This window comes from Nonomuraea sp. bgisy101, from assembly GCF_057708945.1.
This window is the reverse complement of record NZ_JBYITD010000014.1, coordinates 229,238-254,450: the sequence shown is the minus strand read 5'-3', so window position 1 is coordinate 254,450 and position 25,213 is coordinate 229,238. Positions and strand designations below refer to the sequence as shown.

21 protein-coding genes are annotated in these 25,213 nt (G+C 70.2%); 7 read left to right on the top strand and 14 right to left on the bottom strand.

Translation table 11 applies throughout. The features are described 5' to 3' along the window. Nucleotides 1–139: 139 nt before the first annotated feature. From AC3EO4_RS26875 to AC3EO4_RS26860, 4 genes are all read right to left on the bottom strand, one after another. Nucleotides 140–553 (bottom strand): hypothetical protein, encoded by a 414-nt coding sequence (locus AC3EO4_RS26875; protein ID WP_431898410.1) that lies wholly within the window; start codon nucleotides 551–553, stop codon nucleotides 140–142. Beyond that, entirely contained in the window at nucleotides 550–2,250 is a 1,701-nt protein-coding gene (locus tag AC3EO4_RS26870; RefSeq protein WP_431898409.1) for a glycerol-3-phosphate dehydrogenase/oxidase, read from the bottom strand. The genes AC3EO4_RS26875 and AC3EO4_RS26870 overlap by 4 nt, the downstream gene beginning before the upstream one ends. 66 nt (nucleotides 2,251–2,316) lie before the next feature. Then, nucleotides 2,317–3,834: a glycerol kinase GlpK gene (gene glpK / locus AC3EO4_RS26865; protein ID WP_379580062.1), complete on the bottom strand. Its 1,518-nt coding sequence runs from the start codon at nucleotides 3,832–3,834 to the stop codon at nucleotides 2,317–2,319. A gap of 37 nt (nucleotides 3,835–3,871) precedes the next feature. Then, nucleotides 3,872–4,702, bottom strand: coding sequence for an MIP/aquaporin family protein (locus tag AC3EO4_RS26860; protein WP_379580064.1), 831 nt, complete (start codon nucleotides 4,700–4,702; stop codon nucleotides 3,872–3,874). Nucleotides 4,703–5,007: 305 nt separating this feature from the next. Here AC3EO4_RS26860 and AC3EO4_RS26855 point away from each other — a divergent pair, with 305 nt between their 5' ends. The 3 genes from AC3EO4_RS26855 to AC3EO4_RS26845 all read left to right on the top strand — a co-directional run bounded on the left by AC3EO4_RS26855 (nucleotide 5,008) and on the right by AC3EO4_RS26845 (nucleotide 7,745). Beyond that, entirely contained in the window at nucleotides 5,008–5,775 is a 768-nt protein-coding gene (locus AC3EO4_RS26855) for an IclR family transcriptional regulator (RefSeq protein WP_379580066.1), read from the top strand. A 34-nt stretch (nucleotides 5,776–5,809) separates the two neighbouring features. After that, nucleotides 5,810–7,318, top strand: coding sequence for a glycerol kinase GlpK (gene glpK / locus AC3EO4_RS26850; RefSeq protein WP_379580067.1), 1,509 nt, complete (start codon nucleotides 5,810–5,812; stop codon nucleotides 7,316–7,318). A 130-nt stretch (nucleotides 7,319–7,448) separates the two neighbouring features. Further along, on the top strand, nucleotides 7,449–7,745 hold the full coding sequence (locus AC3EO4_RS26845; protein WP_379580068.1) for a hypothetical protein: 297 nt from the start codon (nucleotides 7,449–7,451) through the stop codon (nucleotides 7,743–7,745). 46 nt (nucleotides 7,746–7,791) lie between these two features. Here AC3EO4_RS26845 and AC3EO4_RS26840 read toward each other — a convergent pair whose 3' ends face one another. From AC3EO4_RS26840 to AC3EO4_RS26830, 3 genes are all read right to left on the bottom strand, one after another. Continuing rightward, a complete protein-coding gene (locus tag AC3EO4_RS26840) occupies nucleotides 7,792–9,108 on the bottom strand; it encodes an MATE family efflux transporter (protein ID WP_431898408.1) in 1,317 nt (438 codons plus the stop codon). Between the two features lie 130 nt (nucleotides 9,109–9,238). Beyond that, the gene (locus AC3EO4_RS26835; RefSeq protein WP_431898407.1) at nucleotides 9,239–10,855 is read right to left on the bottom strand and encodes an alpha/beta fold hydrolase; all 1,617 of its coding nucleotides are present in this window, start codon (nucleotides 10,853–10,855) and stop codon (nucleotides 9,239–9,241) included. Nucleotides 10,856–11,266: 411 nt separating this feature from the next. Then, the gene (locus AC3EO4_RS26830) at nucleotides 11,267–12,295 is read right to left on the bottom strand and encodes an alcohol dehydrogenase catalytic domain-containing protein (RefSeq protein WP_379580073.1); all 1,029 of its coding nucleotides are present in this window, start codon (nucleotides 12,293–12,295) and stop codon (nucleotides 11,267–11,269) included. Nucleotides 12,296–12,556: 261 nt separating this feature from the next. Between AC3EO4_RS26830 and AC3EO4_RS26825 the strand changes: the two genes are divergently transcribed. Further along, on the top strand, nucleotides 12,557–13,252 hold the full coding sequence (locus tag AC3EO4_RS26825) for a DUF4097 family beta strand repeat-containing protein (RefSeq protein WP_379580075.1): 696 nt from the start codon (nucleotides 12,557–12,559) through the stop codon (nucleotides 13,250–13,252). Nucleotides 13,253–13,309: 57 nt separating this feature from the next. Here the strand turns inward: AC3EO4_RS26825 and AC3EO4_RS26820 are convergent, their stop codons facing one another. Both AC3EO4_RS26820 and AC3EO4_RS26815 read right to left on the bottom strand, forming a co-directional pair. Beyond that, nucleotides 13,310–13,807, bottom strand: coding sequence for a DoxX family membrane protein (locus AC3EO4_RS26820; protein ID WP_379580077.1), 498 nt, complete (start codon nucleotides 13,805–13,807; stop codon nucleotides 13,310–13,312). A gap of 162 nt (nucleotides 13,808–13,969) precedes the next feature. Then, nucleotides 13,970–14,614, bottom strand: coding sequence for a DUF5919 domain-containing protein (locus AC3EO4_RS26815; RefSeq protein ID WP_379580079.1), 645 nt, complete (start codon nucleotides 14,612–14,614; stop codon nucleotides 13,970–13,972). A gap of 77 nt (nucleotides 14,615–14,691) precedes the next feature. Here AC3EO4_RS26815 and AC3EO4_RS26810 point away from each other — a divergent pair, with 77 nt between their 5' ends. Then, nucleotides 14,692–15,780, top strand: a complete 1,089-nt coding sequence (locus tag AC3EO4_RS26810) for an effector-associated domain 2-containing protein (protein ID WP_379580081.1) — start codon at nucleotides 14,692–14,694, stop codon at nucleotides 15,778–15,780. Here AC3EO4_RS26810 and AC3EO4_RS26805 read toward each other — a convergent pair. Beyond that, nucleotides 15,768–16,007: a DUF397 domain-containing protein gene (locus AC3EO4_RS26805; RefSeq protein WP_379580083.1), complete on the bottom strand. Its 240-nt coding sequence runs from the start codon at nucleotides 16,005–16,007 to the stop codon at nucleotides 15,768–15,770. The two genes, AC3EO4_RS26810 and AC3EO4_RS26805, sit on opposite strands and share 13 nt — an antisense overlap. 118 nt (nucleotides 16,008–16,125) lie before the next feature. Here AC3EO4_RS26805 and AC3EO4_RS26800 point away from each other — a divergent pair, with 118 nt between their 5' ends. Then, the gene (locus tag AC3EO4_RS26800; protein WP_379580085.1) at nucleotides 16,126–16,317 is read left to right on the top strand and encodes a DUF397 domain-containing protein; all 192 of its coding nucleotides are present in this window, start codon (nucleotides 16,126–16,128) and stop codon (nucleotides 16,315–16,317) included. Here the strand turns inward: AC3EO4_RS26800 and AC3EO4_RS26795 are convergent. The 4 genes from AC3EO4_RS26795 to AC3EO4_RS26780 all read right to left on the bottom strand — a co-directional run bounded on the left by AC3EO4_RS26795 (nucleotide 16,303) and on the right by AC3EO4_RS26780 (nucleotide 23,389). Then, a complete protein-coding gene (locus AC3EO4_RS26795; protein ID WP_379580086.1) occupies nucleotides 16,303–16,548 on the bottom strand; it encodes a DUF397 domain-containing protein in 246 nt (81 codons plus the stop codon). The two genes, AC3EO4_RS26800 and AC3EO4_RS26795, sit on opposite strands and share 15 nt — an antisense overlap. Nucleotides 16,549–16,627: 79 nt before the next feature. Continuing rightward, on the bottom strand, nucleotides 16,628–20,836 hold the full coding sequence (gene fxsT, locus AC3EO4_RS26790; RefSeq protein WP_431898406.1) for an FxSxx-COOH system tetratricopeptide repeat protein: 4,209 nt from the start codon (nucleotides 20,834–20,836) through the stop codon (nucleotides 16,628–16,630). Next, complete coding sequence (locus AC3EO4_RS26785) at nucleotides 20,833–21,882, bottom strand: AAA family ATPase (RefSeq protein ID WP_379580089.1); 1,050 nt, start codon at nucleotides 21,880–21,882, stop codon at nucleotides 20,833–20,835. Before AC3EO4_RS26785 ends, fxsT begins: the two co-directional genes overlap by 4 nt. Before the next feature lie 52 nt (nucleotides 21,883–21,934). After that, a complete protein-coding gene (locus AC3EO4_RS26780; protein ID WP_379580091.1) occupies nucleotides 21,935–23,389 on the bottom strand; it encodes a VMAP-C domain-containing protein in 1,455 nt (484 codons plus the stop codon). 428 nt (nucleotides 23,390–23,817) lie between these two features. Here AC3EO4_RS26780 and AC3EO4_RS26775 point away from each other — a divergent pair, with 428 nt between their 5' ends. Next, entirely contained in the window at nucleotides 23,818–24,921 is a 1,104-nt protein-coding gene (locus tag AC3EO4_RS26775) for a glycerophosphodiester phosphodiesterase (protein WP_379580092.1), read from the top strand. The last annotated feature ends 292 nt before the right edge of the window (nucleotides 24,922–25,213 follow it).

Here is a 25,213-nt window from a genome sequence, read left to right as displayed (position 1 = left end):
ACCGACCGTGCGATGCCGCCCTTGCGGTCCGCCGGGCCTTCGGAGCGTCCTCCGGCGGCACCGGTTCGCGCCCGGTTCCGGGGCGTAGGTCTGGGCCGCCGGGGCCGTGGACCGGGACGTCCGAAGGAGGGCCCGGTCGTCACGCGACCACGAAGGGGCCCGGTTCCGAGCGGTGCCGGGCGAGGACCAGGCCGACGGCGACGGATTGGGCGGGAGGCCGGGCCACGAACAGGCTCCTGTTCCGATCCTGGCGGGCCACCCGGATGGCGCGGCGCGGCGGTACGGCGGCCACAGCGCGGTCATGGGGCCGGGTGAACAGCCATGTCAGCAGCAGTCCGGCCAGGGCCAGGACCGCGTCGATCAGCAGGATGAGCGTGAGCATCTTCATCTCCTTCGCGGACGCCGCGGTGAGCGGTCCCGGGCCGTCCGCGACTTCAGCAGGGCCGAGGTCGGTACCGCGGCCGCCGGGCAGGTGCCGAGGAACGTGTCCCCGGCCGTCGGGCGCGTGGTGGCGGGAGTCGCCTCGCCACCACGCGCCCGCCGCGACCGTCATGGGGAGAGCGCGGAAAGGTCGGGGACGTCGAGCCTGGCGGTGTCGGCGGCCTGGTCGTCCAGCTGCCGTTCGGCGGCGTGCTGGGCCGCGACGTGGAGCCGGTGGTGCTCCGTCTCGCGCCACACGTCCTCGGCGTCCCAGCCGAGCAGGGGCGCCATGAGCGCGGCCACCTCGGGGGCGGCGGCCAGCCCCCTGTCCTTCTCCTCGGTCGCGATGCGGGTACGGCGGCCCAGGACGTCGTCGAGGTGCCTGGCGCCCTCGTGCGAGACGGCGTAGACCACCTCGACCTTGAGACAGTCCCTGGTCCCCGGCACGCGCTCGCCGAGCGCCGGGTCGGCGGCGACCATCTCGAGCAGTTCCTCGGTGAGCGAGCCGTACCTGCGCAGCAGCCGCTCGGTCGCGGCCAGGCCGACGCCGTAGCGGTGGGCCAGGTGCCGCCGGCCGTTCCACATCGTCTCGAACCCCACGGCGCCGAGGATCGGCAGCCGGTCGGTGACGGAGGCCGGCACGGCGCCGTCGAGCTCCCGCACCGCCATGTCGATGGCGTCCTTGGCCATGACCCGGTACGTGGTGTACTTGCCGCCGGCGACGGTCACCAGTCCAGGCGCGGGGCGGGCGACGGAGTGCTCGCGTGACAGGGCGGCGGTGTTGGCGGCGTCCTTGGCGGGCAGGGGGCGCAGTCCCGCGTACACGCCTTCGATGTCGTCGCGGCTCAGCGGTGTGGACAGTACCGCGTTGACCTGGTCGAGCAGGTAGTCGATGTCGGCGCCGCTGGCGGCGGGGTTCGCCTTGTCCAGGCGCCACGCGGTGTCGGTGGTGCCGATGATCCAGTGGCGTCCCCAGGGGATGACGAACAGCACGCTCTTCTCGGTGGGCATGATCAGTCCGGTGTCGAGGCGGATGCGCTCGCGCCGGATGAGGATGTGGACGCCCTTGGACGCCTGCACGGTGGGCCGGTCGCCCGCGCCGGCCATCTGGCGCGTCTCGTCGGTCCAGACGCCGGTCGCGTTGACCACCTGGCGGGCACGGACGAGGATCTCGTCGCCGCTCTCCAGGTCGCGCACGCGCGCCCCGGTCACGCGGGCGCCGTCGCGGAGCAGGTCGGTGACGCGCGCCCTGGTCGTGACGGCCGCGCCGTACTGCGCGGCGGTGCGCGCGAGCATCATGGCGAAGCGCGCGTCGTCCACCTTCGCGTCGAAGTACTGCACGGCGCCGACCAGGGACTCCGGGCGCAGGGCCGGGGCGACGGCGAGCGCCTTCCTCCGGCTCATGTGGCGGTGGCGGGGCATGGTGCGGGCGCCACCGAGGACGTCGTACAGGGCCAGACCCGCGCCGACGTACAGCCGCTCGGCGACCCTGTGCCGCAACGGGAACATGAACGGCACCGGTCGCACCAGGTGGGGGGCGAGCCGGGTCAGCAGCAGGCCGCGCTCCTTGAGCGCCTCCCTGACCAGCCGGAAGTCCAGCTGCTGGAGGTATCGCAGGCCGCCGTGGACCAGCCTGCTCGACCGGCTGGAGGTGCCGGCCGCCCAGTCGTCGGCCTCCACCAGCGCGACCGTGAGGCCGCGGGAGACCGCGTCGAGCGCCGCTCCGGCCCCGACCACCCCGCCGCCGATGACCAGCACGTCGAACTCGGTCTCGCGCATTCTTCGCAGCGTGGTGGCGCGGTGGGCCGGGCCAAGCGGTACAGACGTCATTGCAGAACTCCTTGCGTCGATCAGAGGTGAGGATCCGCGGGGCCCGCGGCCCCGCGGATCCGCGAGTCAGTCCAGCTCGACCCAGTCGAGGGTGCGGGAGACGGCCTTCTTCCAGCTGGAGTAGCCGCGGGATCGCTGCGCGTCCGACCACTCGGGGTACCAGCGCCGCGCCTCGTTCCAGTTGCGCTTGAGCTCGTCGGTCGACTGCCAGAAGCCGACTGCCAGACCCGCGGCGTACGCGGCGCCGAGTGCGGTCGTCTCGGACACGACCGGCTTGGACACCGGGACGCCGAGGATGTCGGCCTGCATCTGCATGCACAGGCTGTTGGCGGTGACGCCGCCGTCCACTCTCAGGACGTCGAGGGCGACGCCGGAGTCCTGCCGCATCGCCTCGACGACGTCGCGGCTCTGGTAGCAGATCGACTCGAGGGTGGCGCGGGCCACGTGGCCGTTGTTGTTGTAGCGGGACAGGCCGACGATGGCTCCGCGGGCGTCGGAGCGCCAGTACGGGGCGAACAGGCCGGAGAAGGCGGGCACGAAGTACACGCCGCCGTTGTCGTCGACCTGCGCCGCGAGGGCCTCGCTCTGCTCGGCGCCGGAGATGATGCCGAGCTGGTCGCGCAGCCACTGCACCGCCGAGCCTGTGACGGCGATCGAGCCTTCCAGCGCGTACACCGGCTTCTCGTTCCCGAACTGGTAGCAGACGGTGGTCAGCAGGCCGTGCTTCGACCTGACCAGCTCGTGGCCGGTGTTGAGCAGCAGGAAGTTGCCGGTGCCGTAGGTGTTCTTGGCCTCGCCGGGCGAGAAGCAGACCTGGCCGACGGTGGCCGCCTGCTGGTCGCCCAGGTCGCCGGAGAGCGGGACCTCGCCGCCGAGCGGCCCGCCGGCCCTGGTCACGCCGTACAGCTCGGGGTGGGACGAGGGCCGGATCGCGGGCAGCATCCGGCGGGGGATGCCGAAGAACGACAGCAGCTCGTCGTCCCAGTCCAGCGTCTCGAGATCCATGAGCATGGTGCGGCTGGCGTTGGTCGGGTCCGTGACGTGCACTCCCCCGTCGGGACCGCCGGTGAGCTGCCACAGCAGCCACGTGTCGGTGTTGCCGAAGAGGGCGTCTCCGGCCTCGGCCGCCGCGCGCACCCCGTCGACGTTCTCGAGGATCCACTGGATCTTGCCGCCGGAGAAGTAGGTCGCGGGGGGCAGGCCCGCCTTGCGGCGGATGACGTCGCCCCTGCCGTCCTGGTCCAGTGCGGACGCGATCCGGTCGGTCCTGGTGTCCTGCCAGACGATGGCGTTGTAGTACGGCCGGCCCGTGACCCTGTTCCACACCACGGTGGTCTCGCGCTGGTTGGTGATGCCCAGCGCGGCCAGGTCGGAGGCGACGAGGTTCGCCTTGTTCATGGCGGTCTCGATCACCGCCCTGGTGCGCTCCCAGATCTCGGTCGGGTTGTGCTCGACCCATCCGGCCTGCGGAAGGATCTGCTGGTGCTCCAGCTGGTGCCGGGCGATCTCGTTCCCGTCGTGATCGAAGATCATGAAGCGGGTGCTCGTCGTACCCTGGTCGACGGCTCCGACGAAGTCGGCCATGACGATCGTGCCTCCTTGAGCGGGTTGGGGGGAATTTTCAGACGGCTTCGTAGGCGGCGGCCTTCGCCGGTGCCTGGACGGGCTCGGGCTCCTCCAGCGGCGGCAGGAAGCGGCTCACGACGACCTGGTAGAGCCCGGCGCCGATCAGCCCGCCGATGACGGGGGCCACGATCGGCACCCAGAAGTAGAGCGCGCCGTACTGGTCGTGGAAGGCCGTTTCGTAGCCGGTGAGGAACGAGGCCAGGCGGGGGCCGAAGTCGCGGGCGGGGTTGATGGCGTAGCCAGCGTTCGTTCCCCAGGCCATGCCGATCGCGACGACGAGCAGGCCGACGACGAAGGGCGCGAGGTTCGCGGCGGGTGAGGAGTTGCGCAGGTCGGTGATGGCGAGGATGAGGAACAGCAGGATGGCCGTGCCGATGATCTGGTCGCGGAAGGCGCCCCAGGTGTGGATGGGCAGCGTCCCGTTGCCGGGCAGCGTCGAGAAGACGCCCTGGGTCTTGATGGTGAAGCCGGGGTCGACCTTCGCCAGCACCTCGGCGTAGTTGAACCGGACGATCAGGGCGGCCACGAAGGCGCCCGCGGTCTGCGCCAGCGAGTAGGGCAGGACCTTGCGCCACGAGAAGCCCTTGAAGACCGCCAGGGCGACCGTGACGGCCGGGTTGAGATGCGCGCCGCTGACGCGGGCCGCGACGTAGACGCCGAGCGTGACGCCCAGGCCCCACGCCCACGCGATGCTGTCGTGGTCTCCAATGCCCGCGGCGGCGACCTGGGCCACCACGCCCACCCCGAAGAGGATCAGGATCAGGGTGCCCGCGAACTCGGCCGCCAGCTCGCCGAGCAGCCCGTGGGCCTTGAGTCGTTCCGCCATGTCTTTCTCCTTCAGTGCCGTGCTCCCGTCCGTCCCTGGCCGGAAGCAGACCGTCGCCATGAGGACGTTCTCCCAGGTGGTGTGACCGGCCTCACGGTTGCCGAGGACGCTAGGTGAGAGAAATGGACGGGTCAACGGCAGGGTGCCGACATTGTCGAACACTGGCCAGCGATGACACTCCGAGTTAGAGTCCGGGAACTATGAGCCAGCCCACGGAAGTCCGGCTTTGTAGGCGAATGCGAAGATTGTCCCCTCGTGTGCGCCGACATTGTCGAACGCATGCCGACAGCATTACGATTGAGCACATGCCAGGTCCAGTTCAGTCCATCGAGCGGGCGGCGGCCATCCTGCGTCTCATCGCGCGCAGTTCGGGCCGGCTCGGCGTCGGCGAGATCGCCACCGCGCTGGGTCTGGCCAGGGGCACCACGCACGGCCTGCTGCGCACCCTGCACGGGGTCGGGTTCGTGGAGCAGGACGAGGCGTCGGGCAAGTACCAGCTCGGAGCGGCCCTGCTGCACCTGGGCACCAGCTACCTCGACGTGAACGAGCTGCGATCGCGCGCCATCAACTGGGCCGACGCGCTGGCCGCCAGGAGCGGGGAGGCCGTCCGCATCGGCACGCTCCTCGACGGCCAGATCCTCATCGTGCACCACGTCTTCCGGCCCGACGACACGCTCCAGACGCTCGACGTCGGCGCGCTGCTGCCGCTGCATTGCACGGCGCTCGGCAAGGTCCTGCTGGCCTACGACGTCAGCGCCGCAGGAGGCCTCGGCGACGGGCCGCTGGAGGCGTTCACCCGGCGGACGATCGTCCTGCCCAAGGCGCTGGCCCGCACCGTCGCGGCGGTCCGCGAGGTGGGCTGGGCGGTCGAGGTCGAGGAGATGACGATCGGAGAGGCCGGCATCGCCGCGCCCATCCGCGGTCACGGAGGGCTCGTCGTCGGCGCCATCGGGATCTCCGGGCCCGTCGAACGCGTCTGCGACACCAAGGGTCAGCCGAACGCCTCCCTCGTGACGTTCGTGCGCGACGCCGCGCGCGCGGTCTCCAGGGACCTCGGCGCATCCCGCTGGTAAGCAAGATCATTCAAATATGCCGAGGTAGGATGCCATGGTCATGCGCTATGTGTTGTCCATCGATCAGGGCACGACATCGACGCGGTGCATCGTTTTCGACCAACGAGGACGCCTGGTGTCGGTGGCGCAGCGTGAACATCGTCAGTACTTCCCTCGCCCTGGCTGGGTCGAGCACGACGCCGTCCAGATCTGGCGCAACCTGGAGCGCATCGCGCCCGAAGCACTCTCCCAGGCGGGTATCGGCCTGGACCAGGTGGCGGCGATCGGCATCGCCAACCAGCGCGAGACCACCCTCCTGTGGGACCGGCACACCGGCGAGCCGATCGGGCGGGCCATCGTGTGGCAGGACACCCGCACCGACGCCCTGGTGGACGAGTTCGCCGCCCGGCCCGACGCGTCGATGGTGCAGAAACGCTGCGGCCTTCCGCTTGCCACCTACTTCTCCGCCCCCCGCATCCGCTGGCTGCTCGACCGCACCCCTGGGCTGCGCGAGCGCGCCGAGCGGGGCGACGTGCTGTTCGGGACGATGGAGACCTGGCTCATCTGGAACCTCACCGGCGGCCCCGAGGGCGGCCTGCACGTCACCGACGTCACCAACGCCAGCCGTACCCTGCTCATGGACCTCGCCTCGCTGGCCTGGGACCCCGACCTGCTCGACTTCTTCGGCGTCCCGCGGGCGATGCTGCCGCAGATCAGACCCTCGACCGAGACGTACGGCCTGGCCAGCCGCGTGCTGCCCGGCGTGCGCATCGGCGCCGCGCTCGGCGACCAGCAGGCGGCGCTGTTCGGGCAGACCTGCTTCGCGCCCGGCGACGCCAAGTGCACCTACGGCACCGGCAGCTTCCTGCTGCTCAACACCGGCCACGAGCCCGTCCGCTCCAGCCACGGGCTGCTCACCACCGTCGGCTACCAGGTGGGCGACGAGCCCGCTGTGTACGCGCTGGAAGGGCCGATCGCCATCACCGGGGCCCTCGTGCAGTGGTTCCGCGACGGGCTCGGCCTGATCAACAGCGCCCCCGAGATCGAGACGCTCGCACGGAGCGTCGACGACAACGGCGGGTGCTACATCGTCCCCGCGTTCGCCGGGCTGTTCGCGCCGCACTGGCGCAGCGAGGCGCGCGGCGTCATCGTCGGCCTGACCTCCTACATCACCAAGGGCCACCTCGCCAGGGCCGTACTGGAGGCCACGGCGTGGCAGACGCGCGAGGTCGTCGACGCCATGAACGCCGACTCCGGGCTCGCGCTGCGCACGCTCAAGGTCGACGGCGGCATGACCGCCGACAACCTCCTCATGCAGTACGTCGCCGACGTCCTGGACGTGCCCGTCGTGCGTCCCATGGTGGCCGAGACCGTCTCGCTCGGAGCGGCGTACGCGGCAGGGCTGGCGGTCGGCTACTGGGCGGACCTGGAGGGACTGCGCCAGAACTGGTACCGGGCCGCCCAGTGGCTGCCCAGCATGGAGCCCGAACGCCGCGCGACGGAGTACGACAACTGGCACCGGGCGGTGGAGCGGACGTTCGGCTGGATGAAGTCGGCCGACTGACCGCGAACGGTCCGGCCCCGGAGAGGGGACCGGACCGTCGGCACGACGCTTCCGGATCGGAACGTTCCGACCCTAGAATCCTGCGACGAGCTGATCATGCTCTCTCCCTCGTCCCTGTGTTCAAGGAACCATGAGAACCGTCTTCGCAGTGACCGTCGCCGCCGCTTCCCTGCTGCTGGCCACGCTTCCCCCCGCCGCCTCCGCGAGTTCCACCGCGCGGCCTTACTGCAACGAGAAGCATCCGCCCAAGAATCGCTACTACTACAAGCACAAGAACCACTGGGACTGCGTCGGCGAGCACCTCACCTGCTCCAAGGAGCAGCGCGGGGCCTACGGCTACTCGATGAACCACGCTCCGCACAGTCGCAAGCTCAGATGCGTCTTCTGGACGGACGCCTACCGCTGGAAGCCGGTCCGGACGAGTTAGACGGCCCGCCCGCCTTGAAACCCGAGCCCTGCGCTGTCGGTCGGGGTCAGCGGACGGCGCCGAGGACCACCCAGCGGCCGGACCGCAGCCTGGCCAGCACCGTGATCATCCGGACCAGCAGGAAGACCGACAACCCGGACCAGATCCCGACCAGGCCCCAGTGGAAGCTCAGCGACGCCCACACCACCGGCAGGAACCCCAGCACCGCCGCGCACATCGTCCCGCTGCGCAGGTAGGCCGCGTCCCCTGCGCCGAGCAGCACGCCGTCCAGCGTGAACACCACGCCGCCGATCGGTTGCAGCGCGACGAAGAACCACCACGCGTGGGGCATCTCGGCCAGCACCGCCGCGTCGGTGGTGAAGGCGTGGGGCAGGATCCCGGCCAGCGCCGCGAACAGCACGCCGAGCAGTCCCCCGAAGACCAGCCCGCAGCCGGTCACCTGCCAGGCCAGCCGGCGCGCCTGCACCCCGTCGCGCGCGCCGAGCGCGGCCCCGACCAGAGCCTGGGCGGCGACGGCCAGCGCGTCGAGCACGAAGGCCAGGAACATCCACAGCTGGAACACCACCTGGTGCGCGCCGACCACCGCGGCGGAGGTGTGGGCGGCCACCGCGGTCGCGGACACCCAGCACGCCTGGAAGGCCAGGCCGAGCAGCACCAGGTCGCGCGCGAGGCCGAGCTGGGCACGCATCGCGGCAGGGACCGGCGCGAGCGGTACGCCCTCGGCCACCAGCGCCCGCACGAACAGGCTCGCGGAGATCGACTGCGCGACCACGTTCGCGACCGCCGAGCCGTTGAGGCCCCAGCCGAGCCCGTGCACCAGCACCGGGCACAGCACCGCGGAGATCCCGTTGCCGACGAGCACGTAGCGCAGCGGGCGCCGCATGTCCCGCACACCGCGCATCCACCCGTTGCCGGCCATGGTGATCAGGATCATCGGGGCGCCGAGCAGCGCGATCCGCAGCCAGCCCTCCGCGGCGGCGGCGACCTGGTCGTCACCGGCGAGAAGGCCGGCGACGGGCGCGGCGAGCAGCTGCCCGGCCACGAGCAGCACCAGCCCCACGATCGCGCCGAGCCAGGTGGCCTGCACGCCCTCGGCCACGGCATCGGCCCTGCGGCCCGCGCCGTCCAGCCGGGCGGCGCGCGCGGTGGTGCCGAAGGACAGGAACGTCATCTGGGTGGCGATCTGCGCCAGCACGATCGCGCCGACCGAGAGGGCCGCGAGCGGCACCGCGCCGAGGTGGCCGACCACGGCCGTGTCGACGAGCAGGTACAGCGGCTCGGCGGCCAGGACGCCGAGCGCTGGAACGGCGAGCGCGAGTAGTTGACGCAGCGGGGACCCCGCCCGGTCGACCTGCTCGACCATGCACTCCTCCGTAAGGTGCTCAGCCGATTTTCACTCCTGACATCCGAACCTTAGCTGTAAGGAGCTCTGGGGGCCAGTGCCACTTACCGAGGGGTCGACGGCCGGGGCGCCCGTCAGCGCCGGTCTGGCCTCAGCGGGACGTCCTGGACGTACCCGCGGACGCCGGGCCCGGCTCGGGGCGGGACAGGGTCGCGACCGGGCCACCCCAGTGGAGCCGGCTCGACGGCCACGTCGGGGACTGCCGCTTCGCCATGGTCGCGGCCAGGGCGACGGAGCAGCGGGTGCCGGGAGCGGGCACGACCAGCGAGATCAGGTACTCGTCGAAGTGCCGCGTGCTGCACTCGTCCTTGCCGTAGATACGGTGCCCCCAGCCCTCGTATGTGAGCAGCACCGCCTTGGGACCGAGCTGGCGAGCCGCGTTGGCGGCCCAGATGTACGGCGTGGAGGGATCGTGCGTCGAGTTCCCGAGCAGCAGCGGCGCGCTTCCCCGGTAGCGCAGGGGGTGCTGCGGGTTGGTGGTGGGGTGGTTGAGGCAGATGGGCACGTCCTCGATCGGCATCGGGTTGTAGCGCATGTCGGGGGCGAGGCGGGCGGAGCTGCGCATGAGCGCGGCGTACTCCCTGTAGGTGCGCACCCGCAGGTTGTAGTCCTGGCAGAGGACCGCGGTCGGCAGCTGCGCGAGCTCTCCCGGTACCGGCTCCCGGCCGGGCGGCGGAGGCAGGTCCGACGGCGGCGGCCCGCCGGCCAGGGCCATGAGCATCTCGGTCAGCAGGTGCCAGTTGGGCCCCTGGTTGCCCAGCACGCCCTGGTAGATGAGCTGCAGCTCGGTCATCGGGCGGTCCTTGACGCCCGGGTAGTACAGCTCGCCGCGCCGTACCTTCGCGAGCAGCCCCTCCCAGAGCGCGCGGATGTCACGCCCGTGCAGGGCGCAACTGGTGTCGGCCTCGCACCAGGCGACGTACTGGTCGAACCCGTCCTCGGCGGCGGCGCTCTCGGTGTCGAGGAACGCCTTGACGCCGAGGCTGTGGTCCATGTTGCTGTCGAGGGCCAGGGCCCGGATCCGGTGCGGGAACAGCTCGGCGTACATCTGCCCGATCAGCGTGCCGTACGAGAGCCCGTAGTAGGTGAGCTTCTCCTCGCCGAGGGCGGCGCGGATGGCGTCCAGGTCGCGCGCGACGTTGATCGAGTCGACGTGGTCGTAGAGGGGACCGGTGCGGGCCCGGCAGTCCTGACGCAGCTTCCTGCTGTAGGCGTTCCAGGTGTCGAAGTCGGCCTGGCTCGCGATGACGGGGTAGGGCATCTGGTTGTACACGGACGCCGAGCAGACCACCGGGTGGCTGCGAGCCACGCCCCGGGGATCGAAGCCGACGATGTCGAATCGCCGCTGGATCTCCTCGGTGAAGAACCCGGGGGCGCCATAGGCGGCCTCCACGCCCGACCCGCCCGGACCGCCCGGGTTGACCAGCAGGGATCCGATGCGGGCCGCGGGATCGGTGGCCTTACGGCGGGCGATGGCGAGGTCGATGGTGGGTCCGTCCGGATCGGACCAGTCGATCGGTACGGCCAGCTTGCCGCACTCGGCGGCGGGCTCCTCCTCGCAGGGCGCCCAGGTGATGCCGCCCTTCCCGGCCTCCGCCGCGGCTCCGTCTCCGGCGACAGGCCCGGCGTCCGCGCCGGCAGTCGAAGCGGGTAACAGCGCCGCCATCACCACGAAGGCGGCGGCGAGCAGAGAAGATCTTCTTCGCACGTTGCTCCAATCGTCGATCGGCCGGCCCGCTCACGCGGCGCGCGGCTTGATCTTGATCATTCCCGGTCGGAGGCACACGTCGGGTGAGAATGGACATTTCCGACGCGACCGGTTTCGCTGACGAGCAGAAGAAGCTCAGATCTTGCACTAATGGACGCCCGCTGAGGCGCAGTGGGGCGTCCAGCTCAGGCGGCCTCGGAAAGACTCAGGCGGCTCGGGGAGACTCAGGTGGGCTCGGGGAGACTCAGGTGGGCTCGGGGGAGAAAGGCGCGGACCAGCGTCAGGTGGCAGGCGGGCCCTCGGGTCGGGGCAGGCTCGGGTCTCGTGGCAGTCGCCCGGCGCGGCGGCCGCGCGTGGCGTACCTGACCGGCCGCCGCAGGAAACGGTCAGCGACCCCCTGTCACGGGGTGCTCAGTTGCCGGTGGTCAGGACCATGCGGAAGCGGGCCTGGCCGGAGAGCATCTTCTGGAACGCCGCACCCGCCTCCTCCAGCGCAACCTCCTCGATCCACGCCCGGACGCCGCTCTGGACGGCGAACCTCATGGTGTTCTGGGTGTCGACCGCGATGCCGGAGGCGTGCCCGTACACCCGTCGTGCCCTGCTCACGAGCTGCAGCGGCGTGACGTTCACCGGCTCCATGGCGACGCCGACGATGACGAGCTCGCCGCGGCGTCCCAGCCCGTCGATCGTCGCGGACATCGCCGCGGCGTCGGTCACCGTCGCCAACACCACCTTGGCCCCTCCGAGGGCCTGCAGCGCGTCGGCCGTGCTCGAGGTGGCACTGTCGATGTAGTGGGACGCGCCGAGCTTGTGTGCCAGCGACGCCTTCTCGGGACCGCGGGCCATCGCGATGGTGTCGAAGCCCATCTTCGAGGCGAACTGAACGCCCAGGTGCCCCAGTCCGCCCAGCCCGAGGATCGCCACGGTGTCACCCGAGCGGGCGGAGCTACGGCGCAACGCGTTGTACACGGTCACGCCGGCACAGGCCAGGGGCGCGGCTTCCGCCGCCGTGAGCTCGTCCGGGATCGCGGCCAGGGCGACGGCCGGCACGACGACGGAGTCGGCGAACCCTCCTGCGTACGCGACGCCGGGCACCTGGAGCTCAGGGCACAGGACGCCGTCGCCCTCCCTGCAGGCGTCGCAGTGGCCGCAGCTGCCTCCGTACCAGCCGACCGCCACCCGATCACCGACGGACCAGCCGGTGACGTCGCCGCCGATCGCGTCGATGCGTCCCGCGATCTCGTGCCCTGTGGTGACGGGAAAGGTGGTGCCGGGGATGTATCCGCCGGTGATCAGCGCGTCGGAGTGGCACACCCCACACGCCTCGACGGTGATCCGCACCTGGCCAGGGCCCGGCTCCCGGGTTTCCACCTGAACCAGGGACATGTCCCCGCCAGGCTCGGCGATCTGCATGGAACGATGCATAGGCGAAGAAGACATGGCGTCTCCTTTTCTTCCTATGGGAAGCTCACTAGTCCACCTTTTCCGGTTTCGTCCGGTTTATCCATGGCCCGCCGGACCCTCGTCAAGGTCATCGCCAACGGCGACTCTCCGGAGCACCTCGGTGACGCCCGGCTGTCCCCGTCCACGGCATCGGCGCCCACATCGAATCCCAGGCCGGGGGCGGATCCAGGGTTGGTCCGGGACGCGTAGGGGTGATCCCCGATGCCGCCTCCCGCCGCTCACGAGAGCATGGAGGACATGAGGACGAGGGGCATGATCGCCGTGGCCGCGCTGGCGGCCTCCGCGACGATATTGACAGGCTGCGGGGTCGTCGGGTTCGGCGGGGCCACGGAGAAGAAGACCGAGTCCTACGAGGTGACCGACAAGGTCATCCGGCTGACCGTGAAGGGCGAGGCCGGCGATGTCGTGGTCAACGAGACCGACAGGACCGGGATCAAGGTCACCGAGAACATGAACTGGCGCAACAACAAGCCCGAGCCTTCGCACGAGGTGAAGGGCGACGTCCTCGAACTGTCCTACGACTGCAAGAGGACGTTCGACAACTGCTGGGTCGACTACACGATCGAAGTTCCCAAGGCCGTGAAGGTCAAGATCGACAACGGCGCCGGCGACATCACGCTGCGCTCGCTGACGGGCGAGGTCGAGGCGACGACGGGCGCGGGCGACATCGACGCCAACGGGCTGGCGGGCAAGCGGCTCTTCGCCGAGACGGGCGCGGGCGCGCTCGACCTGAAGTTCAGCAGCCCGCCGGACAGCGTCGAGGTGGAGACGGGCGCGGGCGATGCCACGCTCCGCGTCCCCCAGGGCCCCTACCACGTGACGACCGACACCGGCGTGGGCAGCGCCGAGGTGAAGGTGACCGACGACGCCGGCGCACCACGCAAGATCTCGATCTCTTCCGGCGTCGGCGATGTGAGGATTCTGCCTCTGTGACCCAGCCTGGCCGACGACGACGCCCACCCCAGCGGGGTGGGCGTCGCCTGTCACCGGCTACTTGAGGTATGGGTTCCGGACGAGCTTCCCGAGACCGAGGGTGTCACCGGCGCCGGCCATCGCCAGGCCGATCAGCACCATGGCGTAGATCACGTGCTCGTCCATGAACGGGTTGGTGGCCAGGGGCAGCTCCGCCGCCCACATGAGCGCCAGCATCAGCCCGCCGGCCGCGGCGGCGACGCGGGTCCCGATGCCGAGCACGAGCGCGAGGCCGACGCCGAGCAGCCCGGCCATGAACAGCCAGTCCACCCACGGCTGCCCGGCCAGAGCCGCGAAGTTGCCGCCCTTGAGGAAGCCGGTGGTGGGGCTGCCGCCGTTGGTCCACGCGCGGCCGGCGGGGGTGGCGAAGCCCCAGCCGAAGGTCTTGTCGAGGAACGCCCACAGGAACACCCAGCCGATGGAGAGACGAACGATCGCCCAGACGTAGGCGAGGGGGCGCGTCACGGTCCTGCTGGGATCGGCGTCCATGACGGGCCTGTTGTGTGTCGTGGCCATGCTGTCCTCCCTTGTCCCATGCCCATCACAGCGCTTCCGCCGTCCTGCCGGCAGTGCCGTACGGCCCGGGCCGGGAGGCCCTTGGTCCGAAAACGGCCAGGGAGGGACATGCGGGCGCCTGAGGGTGCGTCGACAAGGGACTTTCGGCCCCAGCGGGGCCGATCACCTGGCGCCCGCCTGCCACAGCCCGTCGAACAGCCGCAGCAGATAGTCGTACATCGGGCTGCCGTTCCCGAAGACCAGGCACGGCGAGTTGCGTCCGTGCGTCTCCTGCAGGTACGGAGTGAAGTACGCCAGGCGGTCGGTGACGATCACCCGGCAGCTGTGGGGCGCGTCGAACAGCCGTAACTCCACCGAGGCGTTCCTCGCGGCCACCGCGGTCACGTAGTCGATGTTCGTCGAGACCTGCTTGGCCAGCAGCCCGCTCTCGATCCCCGGATCCGTCCGCCGTATCTCGTCCTCACGGGCCCGCAGCCACCCTCCCGCGTCCGCGGGGTCGGGAAGCAGGACTCGCGTCGACTCCAGGCGCGGGTTGCCGGGCCGCCAGACTTCCTGGAAGCTGTCGCGGGTCAGCTCGTTGCCGCGCCCGGTCAGCACCTTGACCCAGCGGGCCGCGCGCAGGTCGGCCGCCAGGTCCGCGTTGGCCGCCGACTGTTTGGGATAGGAGCGCAGGACGCCCACTCCCGACATCCGCGACAGCAGGCGCAGGAGCATCCGTCGCGGCCAGGACAGGCCGAACCAGCCGGCCGCGACCGTGAGTGCCGTGGCGATCAACGAGCTGACGACTCCGATGACCAGTTCCTGCATGCTGCTCCCTCACCTGCCGGCGAATTCCAGGAATTATCGTGATCTGCTGTGCCGTCCCAGGTCTAGGCTGGGAGCTTATGATCGGCGTCATCACCGCTCTGCCCGTGGAGTCCGTCGCGGTCCGGCACGTGCTGGGCGATATGCGGGAGGTTCGGGCGCCTGGCGGTGATCCCAACCAGTACGTGGTGGCCGAATTGCCGTGTGGCCCGGTGGTGACCACGGTGCTGACCACCACGGGCAACAGCGCGGCGGCCCACGCCTGCGCGCATCTGGTGCGCAGCTTCCCGCGGATCGAGACCGTGATCATGTGCGGGATCGCCCTGGGCGTGCCGAGGAGCGACGATCCCGAACGGGACGTGCGGCTCGGCGATGTCGTCGTGGGGACCGCCGGCGTGGTCCATTACAGCCACGTCAGGGTGACCGACGAGGGCGTCTCGACCAGAGGCGCGACGCTGGTGGCCGCGCCGCGGCTCCTGCGCGGGGTCAACGAGTTGCGCGCGGCGGCGCTGCGCGGCGAGCGCCCGTGGCGCGACCGTGGGAGCCCGCCGCCCTCGCCGCTCTACGAGCGTCCGCCCGCCGAGCGGGACGTGCAGGTCTTCCACGGCCGGATCGGGAGCGGCGACGAACTGCTGCGCAGCGCGCGCCGCAGAGACGAGCTCGCGCGGCGGGAGGATCTGCTCGCCATCGAGATGGAGGCGGCGGGTGTGGCCGTCGGCTCGGCGCTCGACGGACGGGGGTGCCTGGTCGTCAGGGGCGTGAGCGACTACGGCGACGCGGCGAAGTCGGACCTGTGGCAGCCCGCCGCGTCGCTGGCGGCCGCCGCCTATGTACGAGCGCTGCTGGATGTGCTTCCTCCTTCATCCGGCACGGAGGGTACGGAGCACCGCCCGCTTTCGCTCCTGGAGCTCGTGACGACGATGGAGCGGGTTCCTTCACTGCGGACCCCGCAGGATCGCGACGACGTCCTGCGCCTGCTCGGCCCGCCTGTCGAGGGCCTGGTGAAGCGCGACACGCGAACCCGCGCGGCCCTGCTGAGCCTGGCAAGCGTCTGCGGTGGCTATCCCACGGGGCTGACCGACCTCCTGAACGTCCTGGAGCTGCTGGAAGGCGCGGACTCCTCGCCCGTGCGCGCTCTGGCGGACGCGATCGAGCGCTACCGGTCCTGACCGTCGTAGTCGAACTCGCCGTCGAGCGCGCCGGCGACGAAGGCGTCCCATTCGGCCTGGGTGAAGACCAGGATCACGCCGTCCTTGTCGCCACCGTTGCGCATGAGGATATTTTCCCCAATGAAGGCGATTTCTATCGGATCCTCAATAGTCCGGCCGGTCTCGCTGCTCGTCCATACAACGGAGGAAAGGTCGAAATCTGCCGCTTTCGGCTTGATTGGCAACATAGTCGCATCTTATGGGAAAGATCCCGCCGTATACGGAAATGCCATGCTGCCGACCGCCACCCGCACTCTCTGTAGAGTAGTCGAGTAATCACGTTCCGGAGTTGCGAAAGGGGTAGACATGCACGACGCACCCGCGTGGCGCAAGAGCACACACAGCACCGAGCAGGAGTTCGGCACCTGCGTCGAGGTGGCGGAGCTCGGAGACAGGCTGGGAGTCCGTGACTCCAAGGATCCCGGCGGCCCGCACCTCAGCTTCTCCCGCGAGGCATGGGCCGCCTTCATGAGTTCGATCAGATCACGCGCCATCTGAGGGGTTGGGGCGCTGCGCCGGCGCCCCGCTCGCTACCCGTCCGAATTCCCCCTTTTTGACTCCGGCGATGAAAGCTCGCCACGAACCTAACGACACCAGGACGTAGGGACCGGGATTCCTGCTGTCGCTGATCGCACAGTCGGCCCCGAGATGGGCGACGGTCACGCACCCACCCCCCGTCCCGTCGCTCCACGTGCTTTTACGCCACGGGAACTCAGCACTTTCGCTCACGTCGCAATACTCCCGGGTTCTTTGTGGAACCTGTCGGCAACGGGACCACGCTGTCCGCTTTTGGCTTTTACAGCACCCGCTACACGGAGATTGGGTAGATGTCGCAGTTTGCCCGCTTTCCTTGGCCGCGGGATTTGAGCGCGGGATGGTCTTCCCCCAGCACTCGCCGGTAGCCGGCCAGTGATTCGGCCAGCAGGGTTGCCGCCTCCGTCTCCTGACCCACCGCCTGCAGATCCATGCTGAGATTGAACGCGCACGCGAGCGCGGTCGGGTGCTCGTCCCCCTGTCCGGCGCGCAGCCGTTCGAGGGTCCGCCGGTCCAGCTCCAGCGCCTGCTCGTACTCGCCCAGCTCGTACAGGTCGCTGGCGTAGTTGACCGCGCAGATGAGCGTGCGCGGATGCTGCTCACCCAACATCCTGGTGAGGTCCTCCAGAGCCTTGCGGTCCAGGTCACGGGCCTCGTCGAGCCGCCCCATGAGCCGCAGGCCGACCGCGACGTTGACCGCCGCGGTGGGCGTGTTGGCGTGCTCGGGACCGAAGATCTCCTCGTAGAGCTGCTTGGCGCGCATGCCCAGCTCGAGCGATTGAGTCAGGTCTCCGATGTGGCGCAGGTTGATGGCGTGGTTGAGGGTGATGGCCACCGTGGTCTGGGCCTTCTCGCCGTAGCGGGCCCTGAACAGCGACATCGCCTCCTCTGAGAGCTTGAGCGCCTCGTCCTGCCTGCCCGCCTTGCGGCTCATCACCGACAGCAGGCCGATGGCGTCCATGGTGCCGGGGTGGGAGTTCTGGAAACGGCGGCGCATCTCGTTGGTGTGGATCTCCTGGAGGTTGCGCGCCTCCAGGTAGTGGCCGCACTCCATGATGTCGATCGTCAGGGCGACGCGCGAGCTGATGGTGCTGAGGTTGTCGGGTCCGAGCACCTCCTGCTTTCTCCGGTAGGTGTCCTCGTCCAGTTCCCTGGCCTTGGCGGGGTCGCCCGTCAGGCGGTAGTCGATGGCCAGCAGGTGGGCCTGCTCCAGGGTGAGCGGGTCGTCGGGGCCGAAGCGGCGGCGCAGCGTCTCGAACGCCTGGCGGTCGATCTCCAGCGCCTCGTCGAACCGGCCCAGGTAACGCAGGTCCGCGCCCAGATAGCCCTGTGCCTCCAGCGTGCGCTCATGGTCGGGACCGAGCCGCTCACGCAGCGCGTCACGTGCGTGCAGGTGGTGGCGGTAGGCCGCCTGGAAGTCGGCGAACAGCCGCAGTGCCCGGCCCAGGCGCAGCTCGGCGGCGAGGGTCGCGTCGTGCTCGGGCCCGAGGTTCGCGCTCCAGGTCTCCACCGCGCGTTGCGCCATGGAGATGAAGCCGTTGTGGTCGCCCCACAGGTAGAGGAAGTCGATGAGATTGAGGAACAGCTCCCTGGCCCACGGGTCGGTGCACTCCTCCAGCTTGGAGGCGAACACGTGCGGGAAGAGCGCGTGGTACTCCGGCCAGCGAGCGCGGTTGCCGGGTGCCTTGGGGTCGGCGTTGGCCAGCATCAGATGGCCGCAGTGCCGGAACAACATCCGTTCGTCGTCCGACAGCTGGCTGGTGACCACGCGCTGCACCAGCCGGTGCAGGGAGACGGTGTTGTCACGGTGGTTCAGCTTGGCGAGCGCGTACTGGTTGATGGCGCGGGTGGTGCGGCTGAGCGCGATCGGGTCGCGCAGCGCCTGCAGCAGCTCGGGCGGTCCCTCCATGTCGCGGCTGCTGGTCAGCAGCGACCTCGGGATGGGCTCGGGCGCGAGGAAGGCGCACACCTGCAGGAGCTGCAGGGCCGCGGGATGGCTCTCCCTCAACCGGTCGAACGAGACGTTCCACGCCGCCGCGACCGGCACCTCCGCGCCCTCCACCTGCAGCAGCTCGGTGCTGTGCTCGTCGAAGAGCTGCAGGTACTCCGAGGTGGGCATGCCCGTCTCCGACAGCCAGACGGCCGCCTGCTCGATCGCCAGTGGCAGGTCGCCCAGACGGCTGGAGATCTCGTCGGCGTCCCTGTCGCTCAGCTCCGGACCCCGCAGGCGCAGCAGCTCGCGACTCTCCTCCCGCGTGAAGACATCGACCTCGAGCGGGGCGGCGTAGGAGAACCAGTCGCGCGAGCGGGAGGTCACCATGATCTTCCCGGGGCCGTTGGTGGGGAAGAACTTCCTGATCTCCTCCACGTTCTCGGCGTTGTCGAAGATCAGCAGCCAGTCGGCGTACGGCCGGCCCAGCCGCAGCGCCTCCTTCACCGCGGGAACGGCCACGTTCGGCTCGGTGACGTTCAGGTCGAGGTGGACGGCCAGATCCACGAACGCCTGCCGGACCATGGTCAAGCGTTCTGAGGGGATCCACCAGATCAGGTCGTACTTGTCCTGATGGCGATAGCAGTACTCAATGGCGATCTGTGACTTGCCCACGCCGCCCAGACCATGTAGCGCCTCGGGAAGCACCGCCGTCGTTCCCGCCGACAACCGCTCGTGCAGCAGCGCCAGCATCTCCTCACGGCCGGTGAAGCTGGCGTTCTTCTGCGGGACGTTCCAGACCGGCGTCGGCTCGTGGGACTCACGCTTAGGGGCTAGTGGGACGGCGCTCATATTGATCGTTACTCCAAACGGGTCCGGCGGCGATGGATCCTTCACGACATGCGGGTAGACGGTGTCCTCCGGGCGTGGAAGATCACGACTGAAGGCCTGCCCCATGGCGGACTCATGCATGCCTTCCTGACCACGAAAGGAATCCCTGATCCGCCGCGCGGGCACCGTGTAGCGTCCTGCCATCGCCTCCAGGGCGGACACGGTGGGCTCGACCAGCGGCGACAGCTCCGGTGGCAGATCGGGCACCGGCGCGCTGCCCGGCGAGATGATCACGTCGCGCAGCCCACGTAACTCACCCACCTCCTGGCCGAGGTGGTCGACGACCGCGACCAGCACCTCGGCCGTCTCCGACCGCCTGCCCGCCTGCAGCAGTTCGGCCCGCACGCCCGGCACGAAGTCGTACGGCACGCTGGGCCGCGTCCGCGCCGAGCTCGCCCGCCGTACCAGATCGCTGCCCAGGACCTCGGCCAGGTGCGCCTCGGTGGCCCTGGGCGCCAGCCTGCGCTGCACGAGCCGCATCACCGACATGGTCAACGGCGCGGCGGCCAGGTGCACGGCCAGCTCGAAGGCGGTCGGCGAGACGCCCATGCGGAAACGCCAGACGCGCTGTCTGGCCGAGGCGTCGTCCTCCTCCGGCTCCGGCGGCTCGGGTTCGGCCTCGGCCGGCGCGCAGGCCAGCACCCCGCCGGACCAGCGGGTACGGCCGCCCATGACGAACTCGGCCCAGCTCTTCACGTGCCCGGCCACCGGCCCGATGACCGGGATGGGCACCGTTCCCTCCGGGACGGCCGCGCCGTATTGGATGGCGGGGGCGGCGGGCTGCGTGTTGCGCAGTTCACCGCGCTCCGGCGCGATGCCCGTGCGCCGCCACAGCCGGGTGGGCAGCAGGTGCACCACGGCGACCGCGTTGTGCTTGCCCCAGCGGGCCAGCATCCGGTGAGCGGCTCTGGTGTGCCAGGCGTCCCCGATGCCGTCGGTGAGGACGACGATGAGCCGGCGCCCGGTACGGCCGGGCAGCGCGAGCGCGGCGGCGGGTGTCGCGGGACCGTCCGCTCGCCCGGTGCGCAGCCGCAGCTCGGACTCCCGCTCGACGTCGGCGTCGAGCAGGTGCGTCCGGATCACCCGGAAGGCGGCGACGTCGTTGAGTGCCGCCGCGAAACCGTTGGCCGCGGCCCTGTGCAGGATCGCGAAGCGGCCGTCGTCGATCACCAGGTCGAGTTCGAGCAGGCGCTCACGTGCGGGAGTGAACACCGGCAGCCACAGGTCGTCGCCCGCGGCCTGCTCGGCGGTGGCCTCCTCGTCGAGTTCGGCCGAGCCGTGCGGTGACCCGATCAGGCGCCGGAACGCCCGCATCGCCTGGACGAGCGCCCGCCGCCTGGTGGACTCGGAGCCTGCGACGACCTCACGCTCGCCCGCCTCCTCCTGAACGGCGGGCTGGAGCCCGACGGCGAACGGCAGGCCGGAACCAGCGGCGTGGCCGCTGGGCACCTCGGCGTCGGAGATCTGCGGAGGCGGAGCCGGGCCTGGAGGCGGCCGTTCGGGAGGGTCCGACGGCTCCCCCGCCGGCCGACTCGGGGCCTTCGGTAGCGCCCCCGCCTGACCCGCCACGGTGTGGGCGGCGAGCCAGAGAAGGTCGGCGGCCTCCTGCCACTGCGGCGCGTCCTCGCGGCCGGATGGCGATCGACCTGCCGGCTCCTTCACCCCACGCCTGCCTCGTCGAGCCGTCGTAGCACCACGTCGAGCACCTGTTTGTAGGACTGCTCGCTCCAGCCGTCCTGGCCGGTGATGACCAGGTGGAGCGCGTTGAGCAGCTGGTCGGCGGCCACGGGGTTGTGCTTGCGGTAGTCGAGGAACTCCCGGATGATCCGGTCCTTGTACGGCTCGGCGTCCTGGCCGAAGTGCGCTCCGACCAGCTCGGCCAGCCGCTCGGCGCTGGGCTCGGGCATGTCCAGCCGGACGCACCGCCGCAGGAAGGCGCGCGGGAACTCGCGCTCGCCGTTGCTGGTGATGACGATGAAGGGAAAGGCCCTGCAGGTCACGGCGCCCTGGTTGATCGCGGCGGCCCCGCGCGGGTCGGCGGTGTGCACGGTCTCGGGCTGCTCCGAGCGGGCGCGGAACAGCTCCCTGATCTGGAAGCCGCCTTCCTCCAGCACGTCGAGCAGGTCGTTGGCGAGGTCGGCGTCGCCCTTGTCGAACTCGTCGATCAGCAGCACGCGCGGCAGCTCGTAGGGCAGCAGCGCCGTTCCCAGCGGCCCGAGCTGCACGTACTTGCCGACGCTCGGCTCGTTTCCCGCGACCCTGGCGTCCTGGACGCGGGCGACCGCGTCGTAGTCGTAGAGCCCGGAGCGCAAGGTGCTGCGGCTGTTGACGGGCCAGCGGAGGACCGGGCCCAGATGCAGCTCACGGCTCACCTGGTAGGCCAGAGTGGACTTGCCGACGCCCGGCGGTCCTGTGACCAGCAGCGGGCGGCGCAGGCAGAGAGCGGCGTTGACCGCGATGACCTCCTGCGGGTCGGGTTTGCGCACCGGCAGGGTGTCGACCCGGCCGAGCCTGCGGTCGAGCTCCTCGTGGTCCTCCGCCGGGGGGTCGATCAGCGGCCCGCCGGTGAAGGTCCGCCACGGGGGCGGCGAGGGCAGGGCGCTACGCAGGGAGATGTCCTGCAGCGGCCGTCCCGTGCCTCGGTAGAGGAGCCACCCCTGGGGAATGGCTGCGAGCTCACCGTCCCCATGTGGTTCTTCCACTCTCATCTGTGGACGTTCCTCACTTGGATACACGGTTCGGCGCATGAAATTTGACTACTTAGGAAGGATCCCCTTGTTTCACCTGTCGCGCAACCCTCAGCTGCGGCGCACGGGGAATTGGCCTGTCCGGATCGTCCCAAAGCAGGGCCACACTCTCACAGGCCGCTGAACTGCGCAATTGAAGGATGCTCTCCGGCAGCTTTTTGAGTTTGACCGGCTGGACGACGTCGTGAACTATCTCCCGAAATTCGACATTTGATGCTATATCGCGACACCAAAGGACAATCGGCAGTCCCGCGTCGATAGCGGCCTCCAATTGGGCACGGCCCATCGGGTGGTCGGGCGGCGCCGACAGGACGCAGGCCACCAGATGACAGCCACTCACCAGGTCGTCATGCATCGCACCGGGCTCGGCCGCGTCGAGCGGGATCAGGTGAGTGCCGCCCTCGCCGCGCAGGAACCTGCCCCACCGGTCATGCCAGCGCCGGTGCCGGTGACGCGGGCGCAGGCGCGCGTCGCTGCGCAGCACCACCTCGTAGTCCTGGCCGAGGGCGCGCGGCGGCAGGTTCGCGCTGATCTGACGGGGCCAGCGTTCCACGGCCAGATTGACCAGGTCGGGCGCGAGCATGAACTCCAGCAGCAGCGGGCCGCCGGCGGTCCATTCCTCCTCCGCCCGCAGGACCAGTTCCACCACGTAGTCGCCGAGTCGCTCGAACGGCAGCTCGACGTCCTCGCCGCGCACCGGGCCCCAGCCCGACTGGTCGGCCTGGGTCCAGTGGGTGACGCGGTGCGGGTCGGTGCCGTCGTCGGGCACGGGCGAGCGGTCGATCTCGATGATGAGACAGACCGGCAGGTCGGTACGGGTCTGATAGGGCGGCGGCTGGCGCAGCAACAGCTCCAGCTCGGTCGCGGCCGCATCGTCGAACTCCCGCAGCAGGTCGCGCTGGTGGTACAGCCACCTGCTCAGCTCGTCCTTCAACTCGACGTCGTTCGCCGGCTCCTGGTGGACCAGTCGTCCCCGCAGCAACGCCACGAAGCGCAGGTGCGGCGCCAGCCAGCCGGGCCTGCCGTTGACGTCGAGCAGGAACTCGAACATCTCCCACGCGGTGGTCAGCCCCACCGGGCAGGCGGCGCCCCTGCCTTCCGTGACCACCTGGTAGAGGGCGCGCAGGTCGTTCGCCTCGTAGCCCCTGAGCAACTCCTCGATCCGCCGCTCGTCCTCCGGCTCGAGGAGGCTGTCGGCCAGGCCCGCCAGTCTCCTGATCTGCTCCACCTGCGGGAGCCCCGCGGCGAAGAACTCCACCGCCCGCACCAGCGCGCCGCGCGCCTGCTCGCTCTCCAGGCAGTGCCGGGCAATGTTGAGGAAATGAACCTTTCGCCTGGCGGAGTAAGGAACGTCAAGCCCGGCCGAACCCATCTCGCCCATAACCGCGTCCACGAGATCTGCGGGCTCCAGCTGAGGTATCGAGGCAAGCACTTTGGCGACCGCCATGTGATCGCCGAGTTTCGCCACGCTTCTCCCTCGCTGAACACCTTCGCCGAATTAATTGCCGTGATTCTACTAAATCGCACATGCATTTCCACTAGTGGTCAAGACGATCCACCCCAGGGCCGCGAGGGCGGCCACCGCAGCCCGTTGACCACCGGGTCGCGCCCCGATGACCGTGCAAAAGAATGCCGTACGGCTGCCCCGTGACGACAACACCTCCCGACTCTGACCGAGCGGCCGGCGCCGGCACAACCGATCTTGAAGGACGCGGAATAGTTAGTGTCGTACCTCACCGAAGGGCCGGTTTCAAGATTCACTGGACGGGCGGGCAGGCCATTGTCGTGCCGCTGTTACTCGGGCCTTCCCGACCATGCACGCCGCCTCACCGACGAGCACCTCGCGACCATCCGCACGTAACCTCCGGGCCACCCCGGCGATCTACCGTACGCGCCATGATGATCCGCAGGCTACTCGCGGGCGCGCTGGCCGTCCTGACGGGCGGTACGGTCGCCGTTGTGCTGTTCCAGTCCGACCCCGCCACGGCCGAGGGCCGCCACCATGCCCCCATCGTGATCGGCCACCGGGGCGCCAGCGCCCACCGGCCCGAGCACACGCTGCTGTCGTACGAGGCCGCCATCGCGATGGGTGCCGACTACATCGAGCCCGATCTCGTCTCGACCAAGGACCACGTGCTGGTGGCCCGGCACGAGAACGAGATCTCCGGCACCACCGACGTGGCCGTCCGTCCCGAGTTCACCGGGCGGCGCACCACCAAGACGATCGACGGCCGGGCGGTCACCGGCTGGTTCACCGAGGACTTCACGCTCGCCGAGCTCAAGACGCTGCGCGCCAAGGAACGCGTGCCGGACCTGCGGCCCGACAACGCCGCCTTCGACGGGCTGGCGGAGATCCCCACGTTCGACGAGGTCGTCCGCCTCGCCCAGCGCCACGGCGTGGGCGTCTACCCCGAGACCAAACACCCGACCTACTTCGACTCCATCGGCCTGTCGCTGGAGGAGCCGCTGCTCGAAGTGCTGAACACCCATCGGGTGCGCAAGGCCTTCATCCAGTCGTTCGAGACCGCCAACCTGCGCGACCTGCGCGCCAGGACCAGACTGCCGCTGATCCAGCTGATCACCTGGGGCGGCGCGCCGTACGACTGGGTCGCGGCAGGCGACCCGCGCACCTACGACGACATGGTCAGGCCGGAGGGGCTGCGCGAGGTGGCCGCGTACGCCGACGGGATCGGCGTGGACACCCGCCGGGTGGTGCCCGTGGGCCCTGACGGCAGGCTGCAGCAACCGACCACGCTGATCGCCGACGCCCATCGAAGGCGGCTGGAGGTGCACGTCTGGACCGTGCGCAACGAGAACTCCCAGCTCCCCCTCGACTACCGGCTCGGCGACCCGGCGAGCCCGGTCTTCTCCCGGGCCACGGGCGACGTGATGGGCTGGCTGGGCCGGCTCGTGGAGCTCGGCATCGACGGCGCGTTCTGCGACGACCCCGGCATGGGCCGCGCCGTGGTCACCCGGCGGACCGCAGGCCCCGGAGCGTGACCCCGGGGCCTCGCCGTGGTCACCCGGCGGACCGCGGACCCCGGAGCGTGACCCCGGCGGTGGCACGCCCAGCGCGGTGAGAAGGAGGCCTCGCCGGTCACCGACCGGCGAGGCCGCTCCGCGCGACGCCCCCGATCACCTCGCACCGGCGGAGCGCGCCAGGTCGGTGCGCATCCTCAGCAGTGATGGGGGCGCCGAGGGCAGGCCGGCCCGCCGCCGTCACCCCTTCTGGCGGATATCTTCATGTCGATCCGGCCCCTGAAGAAATCTTTGAGCAGAATGACCAGAACTC

Coding starts and splice junctions, on each gene's coding strand:
- AC3EO4_RS26875 (WP_431898410.1), bottom strand. CDS start 553: ATGACGGTCGCGGCGGGCGCGTGGTGGCGAGGCGACTCCCGCCACCAC.
- AC3EO4_RS26870 (WP_431898409.1), bottom strand. CDS start 2,250: ATGACGTCTGTACCGCTTGGCCCGGCCCACCGCGCCACCACGCTGCGA.
- glpK (WP_379580062.1), bottom strand. CDS start 3,834: ATGGCCGACTTCGTCGGAGCCGTCGACCAGGGTACGACGAGCACCCGC.
- AC3EO4_RS26860 (WP_379580064.1), bottom strand. CDS start 4,702: ATGGCGGAACGACTCAAGGCCCACGGGCTGCTCGGCGAGCTGGCGGCC.
- AC3EO4_RS26855 (WP_379580066.1), top strand. CDS start 5,008: ATGCCAGGTCCAGTTCAGTCCATCGAGCGGGCGGCGGCCATCCTGCGT.
- glpK (WP_379580067.1), top strand. CDS start 5,810: ATGGTCATGCGCTATGTGTTGTCCATCGATCAGGGCACGACATCGACG.
- AC3EO4_RS26845 (WP_379580068.1), top strand. CDS start 7,449: ATGAGAACCGTCTTCGCAGTGACCGTCGCCGCCGCTTCCCTGCTGCTG.
- AC3EO4_RS26840 (WP_431898408.1), bottom strand. CDS start 9,108: ATGGTCGAGCAGGTCGACCGGGCGGGGTCCCCGCTGCGTCAACTACTC.
- AC3EO4_RS26830 (WP_379580073.1), bottom strand. CDS start 12,295: ATGTCTTCTTCGCCTATGCATCGTTCCATGCAGATCGCCGAGCCTGGC.
- AC3EO4_RS26825 (WP_379580075.1), top strand. CDS start 12,557: ATGAGGACGAGGGGCATGATCGCCGTGGCCGCGCTGGCGGCCTCCGCG.
- AC3EO4_RS26820 (WP_379580077.1), bottom strand. CDS start 13,807: ATGGCCACGACACACAACAGGCCCGTCATGGACGCCGATCCCAGCAGG.
- AC3EO4_RS26815 (WP_379580079.1), bottom strand. CDS start 14,614: ATGCAGGAACTGGTCATCGGAGTCGTCAGCTCGTTGATCGCCACGGCA.
- AC3EO4_RS26810 (WP_379580081.1), top strand. CDS start 14,692: ATGATCGGCGTCATCACCGCTCTGCCCGTGGAGTCCGTCGCGGTCCGG.
- AC3EO4_RS26805 (WP_379580083.1), bottom strand. CDS start 16,007: ATGTTGCCAATCAAGCCGAAAGCGGCAGATTTCGACCTTTCCTCCGTT.
- AC3EO4_RS26800 (WP_379580085.1), top strand. CDS start 16,126: ATGCACGACGCACCCGCGTGGCGCAAGAGCACACACAGCACCGAGCAG.
- AC3EO4_RS26785 (WP_379580089.1), bottom strand. CDS start 21,882: ATGAGAGTGGAAGAACCACATGGGGACGGTGAGCTCGCAGCCATTCCC.
- AC3EO4_RS26775 (WP_379580092.1), top strand. CDS start 23,818: ATGATGATCCGCAGGCTACTCGCGGGCGCGCTGGCCGTCCTGACGGGC.